General features: G+C 51.4%; 13 protein-coding genes. 5 read left to right on the top strand and 8 right to left on the bottom strand.

All coding sequences use genetic code 11. The annotated features are described in order from the left end of the window. Positions 1-110: 110 nt before the first annotated feature. The 5 genes from ispC to rpsB form a co-directional block, all read right to left on the bottom strand. Positions 111-1,307 (bottom strand): 1-deoxy-D-xylulose-5-phosphate reductoisomerase, encoded by a 1,197-nt coding sequence (gene ispC / locus J1778_RS04215; RefSeq protein WP_217172128.1) that lies wholly within the window; start codon positions 1,305-1,307, stop codon positions 111-113. 158 nt (positions 1,308-1,465) lie between these two features. Beyond that, positions 1,466-2,023, bottom strand: a complete 558-nt coding sequence (frr, locus tag J1778_RS04210) for a ribosome recycling factor (RefSeq protein ID WP_217172127.1) — start codon at positions 2,021-2,023, stop codon at positions 1,466-1,468. Between the two features lie 108 nt (positions 2,024-2,131). Next, the gene (gene pyrH / locus J1778_RS04205) at positions 2,132-2,863 is read right to left on the bottom strand and encodes a UMP kinase (RefSeq protein WP_095923215.1); all 732 of its coding nucleotides are present in this window, start codon (positions 2,861-2,863) and stop codon (positions 2,132-2,134) included. 159 nt (positions 2,864-3,022) lie between these two features. After that, positions 3,023-3,874 carry a translation elongation factor Ts gene (tsf, locus tag J1778_RS04200; RefSeq protein ID WP_217172126.1) on the bottom strand — a complete coding sequence of 284 codons (852 nt, stop codon included), beginning with the start codon at positions 3,872-3,874 and terminating at the stop codon, positions 3,023-3,025. Between the two features lie 147 nt (positions 3,875-4,021). Further along, complete coding sequence (gene rpsB / locus J1778_RS04195; RefSeq protein ID WP_095923217.1) at positions 4,022-4,747, bottom strand: 30S ribosomal protein S2; 726 nt, start codon at positions 4,745-4,747, stop codon at positions 4,022-4,024. Between the two features lie 367 nt (positions 4,748-5,114). Between rpsB and map the strand changes: the two genes are divergently transcribed. The 4 genes from map to J1778_RS04175 all read left to right on the top strand — a co-directional run bounded on the left by map (position 5,115) and on the right by J1778_RS04175 (position 10,102). Next, complete coding sequence (map, locus tag J1778_RS04190; protein ID WP_113878223.1) at positions 5,115-5,906, top strand: type I methionyl aminopeptidase; 792 nt, start codon at positions 5,115-5,117, stop codon at positions 5,904-5,906. Between the two features lie 108 nt (positions 5,907-6,014). Continuing rightward, on the top strand, positions 6,015-8,705 hold the full coding sequence (gene glnD / locus J1778_RS04185) for a bifunctional uridylyltransferase/uridylyl-removing protein GlnD (RefSeq protein ID WP_217172125.1): 2,691 nt from the start codon (positions 6,015-6,017) through the stop codon (positions 8,703-8,705). A gap of 46 nt (positions 8,706-8,751) precedes the next feature. Then, entirely contained in the window at positions 8,752-9,576 is an 825-nt protein-coding gene (dapD, locus tag J1778_RS04180; protein ID WP_101079222.1) for a 2,3,4,5-tetrahydropyridine-2,6-dicarboxylate N-succinyltransferase, read from the top strand. 136 nt (positions 9,577-9,712) lie between these two features. Further along, on the top strand, positions 9,713-10,102 hold the full coding sequence (locus J1778_RS04175; RefSeq protein WP_013574189.1) for a DUF3461 family protein: 390 nt from the start codon (positions 9,713-9,715) through the stop codon (positions 10,100-10,102). Positions 10,103-10,193: 91 nt separating this feature from the next. Here the strand turns inward: J1778_RS04175 and J1778_RS04170 are convergent, their stop codons facing one another. Genes J1778_RS04170 through J1778_RS04160 form a run of 3 tightly spaced genes read right to left on the bottom strand, consistent with a single transcriptional unit; the run spans position 10,194 to position 11,781 of the window. After that, complete coding sequence (locus tag J1778_RS04170) at positions 10,194-10,643, bottom strand: flavodoxin (protein WP_112288322.1); 450 nt, start codon at positions 10,641-10,643, stop codon at positions 10,194-10,196. 42 nt (positions 10,644-10,685) lie between these two features. Further along, complete coding sequence (gene truC, locus J1778_RS04165; RefSeq protein ID WP_217172124.1) at positions 10,686-11,465, bottom strand: tRNA pseudouridine(65) synthase TruC; 780 nt, start codon at positions 11,463-11,465, stop codon at positions 10,686-10,688. Between the two features lies 1 nt (position 11,466). Next, a complete protein-coding gene (locus J1778_RS04160) occupies positions 11,467-11,781 on the bottom strand; it encodes a YqcC family protein (RefSeq protein ID WP_217172123.1) in 315 nt (104 codons plus the stop codon). A 189-nt stretch (positions 11,782-11,970) separates the two neighbouring features. Here J1778_RS04160 and J1778_RS04155 point away from each other — a divergent pair, with 189 nt between their 5' ends. Continuing rightward, positions 11,971-13,224, top strand: coding sequence for an MFS transporter (locus tag J1778_RS04155; RefSeq protein ID WP_217172122.1), 1,254 nt, complete (start codon positions 11,971-11,973; stop codon positions 13,222-13,224). Positions 13,225-13,666: the final 442 nt, after the last annotated feature.

The raw sequence follows: 13,666 nt of genomic DNA, 5'->3' as shown, positions 1-13,666 counted from the left end.
TCCACCTGTAACATTCAGTCTCTGAAAAGCCAAATCTACTGCCAGTGTGGCGCAGACTATATCATCTCAGTGTGATGCTAACAAACTGCTGCATAAGTACTAAAACAGGCCTAGACCGCAAAAGTACGAAGTTTATCTTTCGCACGCGCCCTCGCCAATGCATCAATCTGCAACACTTCCTCAACAGAATCGGGTTCGGCACTCACCAGTTGCTCCATAACCTCGCGGTTAAGAGAAGCAATATCAGTAAAGCGGAGTTCACCATTGAGGAAAGCAGCGACGGAAATTTCATTGGCGGCATTCAGCGCCGTAGTGGCAGCCTGCCCGGTATTGCTGGCTTCAATGGCCAGTTGCAGGCACGGATAACGCGCATAATCAGGCGCTCCGAAGGTCATGGCACCCATTTTGCAGAAATCCAGCGCTTCTACATCAGTCTTCACACGTTGCGGATAGGCCATCGCGTGTGCAATAGGTGTGCGCATATCCGGCGAGCCCAGCTGAGCCAGTACGCTCCCGTCGCAATAACGGACCATGGAATGGATGACGGATTGCGGATGAATGATAACTTCCATCTCTGCCGCAGAGGCATTAAATAGCCAGCGAGCCTCAATGTATTCAAGGCCTTTATTCATCATGGTGGCTGAGTCCACGGAAATCTTGCGCCCCATTGACCAGTTTGGATGAGCACAGGCCTGGTCAGGCGTCACGTCGCTAAACTGATCCAAAGGGAGTTCGCGGAACGGGCCGCCGGAACCGGTCAGGATAATGCGGGAAATTCCGTGTTCTTTGAGAGAAGCAAAACCCAGCTGTTTTTGAACAGCTTCTGGCAGGCTCTGAAAAATCGCATTGTGTTCGCTGTCGATAGGCAGAAGCTGAGACTGACTTTGACGAACGGCATCCATAAAGATACGCCCGCAGGTGACCAGCGACTCTTTGTTGGCCAGAAGTACCTGTTTACCGGCACGGACCGCAGCGAGTGTCGGTAACAAGCCAGCCGCACCCACGATAGCCGACATCACCTGATCCACATCATCAAGTGCCGCCAGTTCTATGGCAGCATCCTGACCGGATAGCACTTCAGTACGGCTTCCCTGTTCAGCCAGTATGGCTCTCAGCGCGCGTGCAGAAGCTTCATCCGCCATTGAAGCGTAAGCCGGTTGAAATTCAAGGCACTGCTGCGCCATAACGTCAACATTACGCCCTGCAACCAGTGCTTTAACGGTGAAGTCGTCAGGATTAGACCGGACAAGGGAAAGCGTGCTGGTGCCGACAGACCCTGTCGAACCAAGAATAGTCATTTGTTTCATGAAAATGCCCGGGATAGCGCTCGTAGATTGGGAAAGTGCACAGTCTGAAACCTCTTATCTGGCTTGTCTATGAGATTGTGCGAACGGGTAAAAGAATTAAAGCCCGATAAAAACAAAGCGCCGCAATTGCGGCGCTTTGTAGGAAGCTGAACGTTGGATCAGAACTCCATTAGCTCAGCTTCTTTCTCAGTCAAAGCAACGTCGATTTTCTTGATGAAAGTATCAGTCAGTTTCTGAATATCGTCCTGAGAACGGCGATCTTCGTCTTCGCTGATTTCTTTATCTTTCAACAGCGCTTTGGTTTTGTCGTTCGCATCGCGGCGAACGTTACGCACAGACACACGGCCCTGCTCTGCTTCGCCACGAACAACCTTGATCAGGTCTTTACGACGTTCTTCGGTCAGTGCTGGCAGTGGAACGCGGATAGTCGCGCCTGCTGAAGAAGGGTTCAGACCCAGATCAGAGGTCATGATCGCTTTTTCTACCGCTGCGCTGATTGAGCGGTCAAATACGGAGATTGCCAGAGTACGGGAATCTTCAACAGTCACCTGCGCCAGCTGGCGTAAAGGTGTAGCTGAACCGTAATATTCCACCATGATGCCATCCAGGATGCCTGGTGACGCACGGCCGGTGCGGATTTTGCTGATATGGGTTTTAAATGCTTCAACGCATTTTTCCATACGAATTTCAGCGTCTTTTTTGATTTCGTTAATCACGTTGTTAACCTTTGAAAGCGGGTTACCTGGCAGACCATAACATCAGTATAGTCCGTGAATACTCGTGCCAGCAGAGGCTGGCTGAACACAATGTTCAATTGTGAAGGATCACTCCGCTTTAGAAATCAGCGTCCCTTCATTTTCACCCATCACCACGCGACGCAGAGCGCCCGGCTTATTCATGTTGAAAACACGAATTGGCAGATTGTGATCGCGGGCCAGCGTAAAGGCCGCCAGATCCATCACTTTCAATTCCTGTTCCAGCACTTCCTGATAGGTCAGTCTTTCATACAGCGTTGCTTCCGGGTTTTTCACCGGATCAGCAGAATACACGCCGTCAACTTTGGTGGCTTTTAATACCACATCAGCTTCGATTTCGATACCGCGCAGACAGGCTGCTGAGTCAGTGGTAAAGAAAGGATTGCCGGTACCGGCGGAGAAAATCACCACACGGTTATGACGCAGCAAGCTGATAGCTTCAGCCCAGCTGTAATTATCACAAACACCGTTCAAAGGGATTGCAGACATCAGGCGCGCGTTAACATAGGCACGGTGTAATGCATCGCGCATTGCCAGGCCGTTCATGACAGTCGCCAGCATACCCATATGGTCGCCTACAACACGATTCATGCCCGCCTGTGCGAGGCCCGCGCCACGGAAAAGGTTACCGCCGCCGATCACAACGCCTACCTGAATGCCGAGTTCGACCAGCTCTTTTACTTCCTGAGCCATACGATCTAATACACTCGCGTCGATACCAAAACCTTCACTGCCCTGCAGGGCTTCGCCACTGAGTTTGAGCAGGATACGTTGATAAACGGGTTTCGCATTGGTAGCCATGGTGTCTGTCCTAGAAGCAATGTGTCTTAATGGATAGTCGGTCTTTACATCATAGCGCTGCCAGAATGACTTTACGCACAATGTAATAGGAATTTGGGGCTGGATAAAACGGAACCGCCCTTTCGCAGCGGTTCCATTTTAGGGTGTATCAGATACTGATTAAGACTGTTTAGTCATTGCTGCAACTTCAGCAGCAAAGTCAGTCTCAACTTTCTCGATACCTTCGCCCACTTCAAAGCGGATGAAGTTAGTCACGTCAGCGTTGTGTTCTTTCAGAACCTGGCCAACAGTTTTGCTTGGGTCGATAACGAAAGGCTGACCAGTCAGAGAAACTTCGCCGGTGAATTTCTTCATGCGGCCTTCAACCATTTTCTCTGCAATTTCTTTCGGCTTGCCAGACTGCATCGCGATGTCCAGCTGAACCTGGTACTCTTTTTCTACAACTTCAGCAGACACATCTTCAGGCTTAACGAATTCTGGTTTGCTTGCTGCAACGTGCATTGCAATTTGCTTAACCAGTTCTTCATCAGCGCCAGTAGCAGCGATCATAACACCGATACGTGCGCCGTGCAGGTAGCTGCCCAGCACATCGCCTTCAAGAATCTGAACGCGACGGATGTTGATGTTCTCACCGATTTTAGCAACCAGCTGAATACGCTCTTCTTCGAACTGAGCTTTCAGAACCTCAACGTCAGTCACTTTGCCAGCAACAGCAGCGTCCAGCACTTTGTCAGCGAAAGCCTGGAAACCAGCATCTTTAGCCACGAAGTCAGTCTGGCAGTTAACTTCCAGAATCACGCCGAAGTTGCCTTCGATTTTGGTTTTGATCACGCCATCAGCAGCGACGTTGCCTGCTTTTTTCGCAGCTTTGATCGCGCCAGATTTACGCATGTTTTCGATTGCCAGCTCGATGTCGCCGTTAGCTTCAACCAGAGCTTTCTTACAATCCATCATGCCAGCGCCAGTACGTTCGCGCAGTTCTTTTACCAGGGCAGCGGTAATATCAGCCATTGTATTTTCCTCGATTATCTCAGTGCAAAAAGAGTTTTTGCGATGAGATATTTCTCGCATTTAAGATAAGCAAAGGGGGCCAATAAAGGCCCCCTAACCAACATATTTCAATACCTGGTTAATAAGGGCTCTGCTGAGCTTGCCTTATTATTCAGCTTCTACGAAGCTTTCTTCTGCCTGAACAGCCAGATCTTGCGAACGGCCTTCACGAACAGTGGCAGCAACAGCGCTCAGGTACAGATTTACTGCACGGATTGCGTCATCGTTACCAGGGATAACAAAGTCAACGCCATCCGGATCGGAGTTGGTATCAACAATGGAGAATACCGGGATACCCAGGTTGTTAGCTTCTTTGATTGCAATGTGTTCGTGATCAGCGTCGATTACGAACAGAGCATCAGGAAGACCACCCATATCCTTGATACCACCCAGGCTGTTTTCCAGCTTAGCCAGTTCACGAGTACGCATCAGCGCCTCTTTCTTGGTCAGCTTCTCGAAAGTACCGTCCTGAGACTGAACTTCCAGATCTTTCAAACGTTTGATGGACTGACGAACAGTTTTCCAGTTAGTCAGCATGCCGCCCAACCAGCGATGGTTCACGAAGAACTGGTCGCAGTTGTGTGCAGCTTCTTTTACCGCTTCGCTTGCTGCGCGTTTAGTACCAACGAACAGGATCTTACCTTTACGGGAGGAGATCTTCTGCAACTCAGCCAGAGCTTCGTTGAACATTGGAACAGTTTTCTCAAGGTTGATGATGTGAACCTTGTTACGAGCGCCGAAGATGAATGGCTTCATTTTCGGGTTCCAGTAACGGGTTTGGTGACCGAAGTGAACACCGGCCTTGAGCATGTCGCGCATGGAAACAGTTGCCATGATAAAACCTCTATTAAGTAGTTGGGGTTATGCCTCCACGTATCCCATACAACCGACCCCGAAGAACGAATTCCCAAGGCACCCCGGCGTATGTGTCGATACGTGTGTGTTATTACTTACGTTAATAAGTACACAATGAGTGATTTTGGCTTTAATCCCTCAGCGTCGTAAGACCCAGAGCGGATTGCCGGCGCGCTTTATACCATAAATAACGGCCGGACAGCAACTTTTGTTCACCGAATTGCTTAGCGGGAAATGATAGTTTGGCAGCAAATATCAGGGCTGATACCATAAGCCACAGCTAATTATTGACGACATCGGTGTAGAAATAAAGCACACCTGATGCACAGAACCTGCAGGACAACACATGGCTATTTCAATCAAAACCCCTGAAGACATCGAAAAAATGCGCGTTGCTGGCCGTCTGGCCGCTGAAGTGCTGGAAATCATTGAACCTTTCGTCAAACCTGGCGTAAGCACCGGTGAGCTTGATCGCATTTGTGCCGATCACATCGTGAACAAACAGAAAGCGGTTTCTGCTTGTCTGGATTACCACGGTTTTCCGAAATCTGTCTGCATTTCGATTAACGAAGTGGTGTGCCACGGCATTCCGAGTGACGACAAAATCCTTAAAGATGGCGATATCGTCAACATCGATGTCACCGTGATTAAAGACGGTTTCCACGGCGACACCTCAAAGATGTTCATCGCGGGTAAACCGACTATTCTGGGTGAGCGTCTTTGCCGCATCACGCAGGAAAGTCTGTATATCGCATTGCGTATGATCAAACCGGGTATTCGTCTGCGCACGCTGGGTAAAGAGATCCAGAAATTCGTCGAAGCCGAGAAATTCTCTGTGGTTCGCGAATACTGCGGTCACGGTATCGGTGAAGGTTTCCACGAAGAACCTCAGGTTCTGCATTACGATGCAGATGACGGCGGTGTGGTATTACAAGCTGGTATGGCTTTCACCGTTGAACCGATGGTCAACGCCGGTGATTTCCGTATCCGTACCATGAAAGACGGCTGGACAGTAAAAACTAAAGATCGCAGCTTGTCGGCTCAGTACGAGCATACTATTGTGGTGACAGATAACGGTTGTGAAATTATGACGCTGCGTAAGGATGACACCATCCCGGCTATTCTGACGCACGACTAACAGTCGCCCGCTCTGCGGAGAGGGTATAAATCTGTGAATCAAACCGGCGAAAGCCGGTTTTTTTATCTTTCACGTTTATTGGTCTCTCACGTGTAGGGCTGCGCACCCATGATTGAAAATTTTCCGGCTGAAAAGAGTCTGCAACCGCAAACCACGCAGGATCTTACCCAGACTTTCCCCCCACAGCCTGCCTCCCCTTCTGTCTATCCGGATGACGATTTAAACCGTCAGAGCCTGAAACAGCATATGGAACAGTTTCAGGTATGGCTGGCGGATGCCTTCAATGCCGGGCAACGGGCGGAAGAGCTGGTGGATGCGCGAACGCATTACATCGACCAACTCCTGCAACGTCTGTGGACGTTCTACGGGTTCGACAATATTCCTGAAACTGCGATGGTGGCCGTCGGCGGTTACGGCCGTGGTGAACTGCATCCTTTATCCGATATTGATGTACTGGTACTGAGCCAGAAACGCCTCAACGACGAACAGGCACTGCGGATTGGCGAGCTGATCACTTTGCTGTGGGATCTCAAACTTGAAGTCGGCCACAGCGTCCGCACGCTGGAAGAATGCCTGTTAGAGGGGCTGGCCGATTTAACGGTCGCGACTAACCTGATCGAATCCCGCCTGATTTGCGGCGACGTGGCACTGTTTCTCAGTATGCAGAAACACATTTTCAGCGACGGGTTCTGGCCTTCACCGAACTTTTTCCGCGCTAAAATTGCAGAGCAGAATGAGCGCCATCAGCGTTATCACGGCACCAGCTATAACCTTGAGCCGGACATTAAGAGCAGCCCAGGCGGCCTGCGTGATATCCACACGATTCTGTGGGTGGCCCGCCGCCATTTTGGCGCCACATCGCTCGATGAAATGGTGGCATTTGGCTTCCTGACCAAAGCCGAGCGCAACGAGCTGCTGGAATGTCAGAGCTTCCTGTGGCGTATCCGTTTTGCCCTGCATCTGGTCTTGCCGAGATACGACAACCGCCTGCTTTTCGACCGCCAGCAAAGCGTGGCGCAGCTGTTGCAGTATCAGGGTGAAGGCAACCAGCCCGTCGAACGAATGATGAAAGATTTCTACCGTATGACCCGCCGGGTCGGCGAGCTGAATCAGATGTTATTGCAGTTGTTCGATGAAGCCATTCTGGCGATTGGCCCGAATGAAAAACCGCGTCCCCTGGATGAACATTTTCAGCTGCGCGGCGACCTTATCGATCTGCGTGACGAATCCCTGTTCGAAACCTGCCCGGAAACCATCATCGGCATGTTCCACCTGATGGTGCGTCATCGCGAAATCAAAGGGATTTACTCGACGACCGTGCGTTTACTGCGCCACGCCCGCCGCCATCTTAAAGAGCCGCTGTGTATGATCCCCCAGGCACGCGAAATGTTTATGTCGATTCTGCGCCATCCGGGCGCCGTGTCGCGGGCGCTGGTGCCGATGCACCGCCACAGCGTGTTGTGGGCTTATATGCCGCAATGGGGGCAAATCGTCGGGCAGATGCAATTCGACTTGTTTCATGCGTATACGGTTGATGAACACACCATCCGCGTGCTGCAAAAACTGGAAAGTTTTGCCCATGAAGAGACGCGGCCGAAACATCCTTTATGCGTGGAATTGTACCCTCGCCTGCCGCAGCCGGAACTGTTATTGATGGCCGCTCTGTTCCACGATATCGCCAAAGGCCGTGGCGGAGACCACTCGATTCTGGGCGCGCAAGATGTGCTGGAATTTGCCGAACTGCACGGACTGAATTCCCGTGAAACGCAGTTGGTCGCGTGGATGGTTCGTTGTCACTTGCTGATGTCAGTGACGGCGCAGCGCCGCGATATTCAGGATCCGAACGAGATCCAACAATTTGCCGCCGAAATGCAGACCGAAGTTCGTCTGCGCTATCTGGTCAGCCTGACCGTAGCCGATATCTGTGCCACTAACGAAACCCTGTGGAACAGCTGGAAGCAGAGTCTGATACGCGAGCTGTATTTTGCCACCGAGAAACAGCTACGTCGTGGTATGCAAAATACGCCGGACCTGCGCGAGCGCGTACGCCATCATCGCCTGCAGGCGCTGGCCTTGCTGCGCATGGATAATATTGATGAGGAAGCGTTGCACCGCATCTGGAGCCGCTGCCGGGCAGATTATTTCCTGCGCCATTCCCCAAATCAGCTGGCGTGGCACGCAAGACATTTGCTTGAGCATGACTCCACCAAACCGCTGGTGCTGGTCAGCCGTCAGGCAACGCGCGGCGGTACGGAGATATTTATCTGGAGTCCTGACCGCCCGTATCTGTTTGCCACCGTTGCCGGTGAGCTGGACAGACGTAACCTGAGCATTCATGACGCGCAGATTTTCACTAATCGCGACGGCATGGCGATGGATACCTTTATCGTACTGGAACCGGACGGCAGTCCGCTGGCACAAGACCGGCATGAAGCGATCCGTTACGCGCTGGAACAGTCGATGACGCAGGCTTATCAGCCGCCACGCGCCCGACGTCCTTCGCCGAAACTGCGTCATTTCAGCGTACAGACCGAAGTCAGTTTCCTGCCAACGCATACCGACCGCCGCACGTACATGGAACTGGTGGCGCTGGATCAGCCTGGCCTGCTGGCCCGCGTCGGGGAAGTGTTCTCTGATCTCGGGCTTTCGCTGCACGGTGCACGCATCTCGACCATCGGCGAACGCGTGGAAGACTTATTTATTCTGGCCAATGCTGAGCGCCGTGCGCTGGATAAGCAAACTCGTCAGGAAATCACGCGCCGATTAACTGAGGCACTCAACCCTGGCGATAAAATGTGATACAAGTACCACTATCTTTTAAAACCAATTCAGGAAAGAGAACAGGATGCAGCAACTACAAACCGTTATTGAACAAGCCTTCGAGCGCCGTGCAGACATTACTCCGGCTAACGTTGACAGCGTAACGCGCGACGCCATCACTCAGGTTATCAACAAAATCGACAGCGGCGAATTGCGCGTGGCTGAGAAGATTGATGGCGAATGGGTGACGCATCAGTGGCTGAAGAAAGCGGTACTGCTCTCGTTCAGAATCAATGACAATCAGGTGATGGAAGGCGGTGAAAGCCGTTACTTCGATAAAGTGCCAATGAAATTCGCTGACTACGATGAAGCGCGTTTCCAGCGTGAAGGTTTCCGCGTGGTGCCACCTGCCGCCGTGCGTAAAGGCGCATTCATTGCACGCAACACCGTGCTGATGCCTTCTTACGTCAACATCGGCGCTTACGTTGATGAAGGCACCATGGTTGATACCTGGGCGACCGTAGGTTCTTGCGCTCAGATTGGTAAAAACGTACATCTGTCCGGCGGCGTTGGCATCGGCGGCGTCCTTGAGCCACTGCAGGCTAACCCGACCATCATCGAAGACAACTGCTTCATCGGCGCGCGTTCAGAAATCGTTGAAGGCGTGATTGTTGAAGAAGGCTCGGTGATTTCCATGGGCGTTTACATCGGCCAGAGCACCAAAATTTATGACCGTGAAACCGGCGAAGTGCATTACGGCCGCGTCCCCGCGGGTTCCGTTGTCGTTTCCGGCAACCTGCCTTCTAAAGACGGTAAATACAGCCTGTATTGTGCAGTTATCGTCAAGAAAGTAGATGCGAAAACTCTGGGCAAAACGGGCCTGAATGAGTTATTGCGTACCATCGACTAAGATTAAAAATAGCGGGTCATCAGTTACCCGCTATTTTTTTATCTTGCTGATAGCAAATTGTGTCATTAATCAACGATTCGAATTCTTCTTCGGTTCATCATGACCGTTAAATATTCTCCTAAACGAAGGTAGCGCTATGTATGACAATCTGAAAAGCCTGGGCATTAATAATCCCGACGATATTGATCGTTACAGCCTGCGTCAGGAGGCAAATAACGATATTCTGAAGATCTACTTCCGCAGAGATAAAGGTGAATTCTTTGCTAAAAGCGTGAAATTTAAATATCCACGCCAGCGCAAAACCATCGTTGCCGATAACGCGGGACAAGGTTATAAAGAAATTCATGAAATCAGCCCTAACCTGCGCTATGTGATTGATGAGCTTGACCAAATCTGCCAGCGCGATCAGGTTGAAGTGGATCTGAAGCGTAAGATTCTTGATGATCTGCGTCACCTTGAATCTGTTGTGGCGAATAAAATTTCTGAGATTGAATCCGATCTGGAAAAACTGACCAACGGCCGCTGATTGATAGTCGCAGTCAGAAGATTGAGAAAGTAAAAAGGTCAGGCATTTGCCTGACCTTTTTTATTGCGCGGAGAAAAGACGGGATACGACGTTATTTAAGCAACTGACCCCATTTTTCCACCCAGGGAACAGCGACCGTTTCCGGTTCGGCGGTTTCCATCGCATCAATTTCCAGCAGTTCGCCGATACGCGACGCACCCTGTTCCTGCAATAAATCATCCAGTTTATGACCGCCGCCACAGAAATGATCGTAGCTGATATCGCCCAGCGCAATCATGCCGTAGCGCAGTTCCGGCTGATACCCGACCGTGTCGCGGATAGCGGCATACAAAGGCGCGATGCTGTCCGGCAAATCCCCCTGACCGGTGGTGGAAGTCACAATCAGGACAAAGTGATGACGGTAATACTGCCAGGCTTCCAGCGTGCCTTCTTCAAACAATTTGACGTCATGGCCCTGGCCTTTCAGCACGGTTTCCGCTTCTTCTGCTACCAGTAACGCATTGCCGTACACCGTACCGACAAAAATTCCGACTTCTGCCATGAGTTTCACTCCTGTGTGATGCCAATATTTCAATCAAAGGACTTAAATTTGTGGACTATCCTGACCGCAAGTTTCTGCAAACTCAACCCTTTCAAGCTCAGGGATTTTTCCCTGCCAGCCAAACTGTGTCACCACATTCTGCCAGCGATGATCCCAGCGCGCCTGAATCGACAGCGGTTCACCTGTCACAGGATGAGGAAGCGCCATATGGCTGGCGTGCAGCATCAGTCCGGAACAGCCGAAATGTTCGGTCATGCCACGGTTCTGCTTTAAATCGCCATGGGCGCTGTCACCGATAATCGGGTGGCGCAGATGCGACATATGACGGCGCAACTGATGCTTACGACCGGTTTCCGGTTTCAGTTCAACCAGCGTGTAGCGCGCGGTGTCGTAACGTCCGACAGCCACCGGCATCTCAACCTGTGCGACGACGCGGTAATGCGTGACCGCAGGCTGCGGCGCTTTATCCGGATTCGCAAACTTATCGGCGATTTTATCCAGCTCTTCGGTCAGCGCGTAATCCAGGGTGCCGTCTTGTGGCACATAACCGCGAACCACAGCGTGATACACCTTGCTCATCTGATTATTTTCGAACTGCTGCGACAGCAAACGTGCCACCTCGCTCGACAGCGCCAGCAGCAAAACGCCTGACGTCGGCTTATCCAGCCGGTGGACCGTAAAGACATGCTGACCAATCTGATCACGCAACGTTTGCATCACAAACACCGTTTCATGGCGGTCCAGCCAGCTGCGATGAACCAGCATACCCGCAGGTTTATTCACTGCAATCAGGTGTTCGTCCTGATACAAAATTTCCAGCATGTCAGTCTTCTATATTCAGCAAATCGTCGAGGCGTTGCAGTTGTGTCAGCAAACGGAGTGCTTCCGGCATCGCCACTTCAAAATAGGGGGTGATAGCAAAACGGGTTGGCAGTGGCGTCTTAGCCTCCAGCAACGCGTACATACGGGGAACCAGCACCCATTGCAGCCATTGCTCAGCTGACATGGTATCTACGGAAAACGGCTCTTTGCTTTCAAAGGCTTCCGCTTCCGGCGGCGTGGCGTGCCACAGCTTGTCATCACGCATGACCTGCTCGATATCTTCTAAAATCTGGCGAACCTGGTTTTCTGTATTCATTAATGACTCTCTTCGTTCATGGCCCCGGGCAGCCTTCGCCGGGGGCGCAAAGCATAACATTGAAGGACTGATGCCCCAACTTTCTGCATCGTATCCAATTAATCAATCCAGCCATAAGTTTTTCATGGTGGCGATAAACGCCCGTTACGGGCAAACTACCGCCACTTTTTTCTTCACAGATGTGTAAACATGTCCGCACAACATACTCAAAAAGCACACGCTCAAAAAGCACACGCAACACCGGCAAAAGCCATGCTGGCCTCCGTCACTGGCTACGCCATGGACGGTTTTGATTTACTGATCCTCGGTTTCATGCTCCCGGCTATTACCAGCGAATTTGGTTTGTCTTCCTCACAAAGTGGTTCTCTGGTCACCTGGACTCTGATTGGTGCCGTACTGGGCGGCGTAATTTTCGGGCCAATCAGCGATCGCTTTGGCCGTATCCGCGTACTGACATTCACCATTCTGATGTTCTCACTGTTCACCGGTTTATGCGCTTTCGCACAAGGCTACTGGGATTTACTGATTTACCGCACGCTGGCAGGCGTCGGGCTCGGTGGCGAGTTCGGTATCGGCATGGCGCTGATTGCAGAAGCGTGGCCGGCGGAAAAACGTAACCGCGCCTCGGCGTATGTCGGCATGGGCTGGCAGCTTGGCGTGTTAATGGCCGCCTTCCTGACACCGATGTTGCTGGGCATTATTGGCTGGCGCGGTATGTTTCTGGTCGGCCTGTTACCGGCACTGGCCTCTTTCCTTATCCGTCGCACAATGGGCGAACCGGAAGCTTTCGTAAAACACACTGCCAGCAATAATGATGGCTCATTGTTCAGCCGCATTAAGTTACTGTTCCGCGATAAAGTCACGACAAAAGCCAGTATCGGTATTCTGATCTTATGTTCTGTGCAGAACTTTGGCTATTACGGGCTGATGATCTGGATGCCAAGCTATCTGTCGAAAAACTTCGGCTTCTCTCTGACGAAGTCCGGACTGTGGACGGCAGTCACGGTTGTCGGCATGACGTTTGGCATCTGGCTGTTCGGCGTGCTTTCTGACCGTTTCCCGCGCTGGAAAATTTTCCTGATTTATCAGGTCGGTGCCGTGATTATGGTGGTGTGTTATGCGCAGCTTACCGATCCTACCCTGATGCTGTTCGCGGGCGCGCTGATGGGCATGTTTGTGAATGGCATGATTGGCGGCTACGGCGGCCTGATATCTGACCTCTATCCGGTACACGTCAGAGCAACGGCGCAGAATCTGTTATTTAATCTGGGTCGTGGCGTAGGGGGTTTTGGTCCGCTGGTGATCGGGATACTGGTTGCTCAGGTTTCGTTTACCGCAGCAATTACACTACTGGCGGCAATTTATCTGCTGGATATCTTCGCTACTCTATTCCTGCTGCCGAAAAAACAGGGGCAGGATGATGTCTTAGGGGCAATTGGCTGATAATTAAGGGGCGCTTCGGATATTGCGGAGCCTGTTGCTATAACACGCTTCAGACATTGCGACAAAATTCAGACAAAAAATTGGGGGCACTGTTTACACAGTGCCCCCGGTTCGTTTTATAGCAATCCAGCTACCTAAGTGCTCCCTGCTCAATCCCTGAAAACTTTTCCTGCGGTTATCCTAACCGGCTATCCTTCGCATCGTCCAACTTTCATCCTGACGGTCTGTCCTAAGTCATCCTGACTGATATCCCTTGGTCATCTGTGACCCGCTCAGCTTCCTTTGTGAGCTCTCTTCTCCGTCCTGGAGGTGTCCCTGGTTTCGTCCTGAAACATCCTGGCATAATCCGATGCCGTCCTGACTCTTCCTGAGCCGTCCCCTTCTTTAATGATTCAGCCATCATCCTGATGTTCTGTCTCATGCTTCCTTGGTGCACGACTAG

The organism is Rahnella bonaserana (assembly GCF_019049675.1).
Taxonomy (GTDB): Bacteria; Pseudomonadota; Gammaproteobacteria; order Enterobacterales; family Enterobacteriaceae; genus Rahnella; species Rahnella bonaserana.
This window is presented reverse-complemented; position numbering and strand designations above follow the sequence as displayed.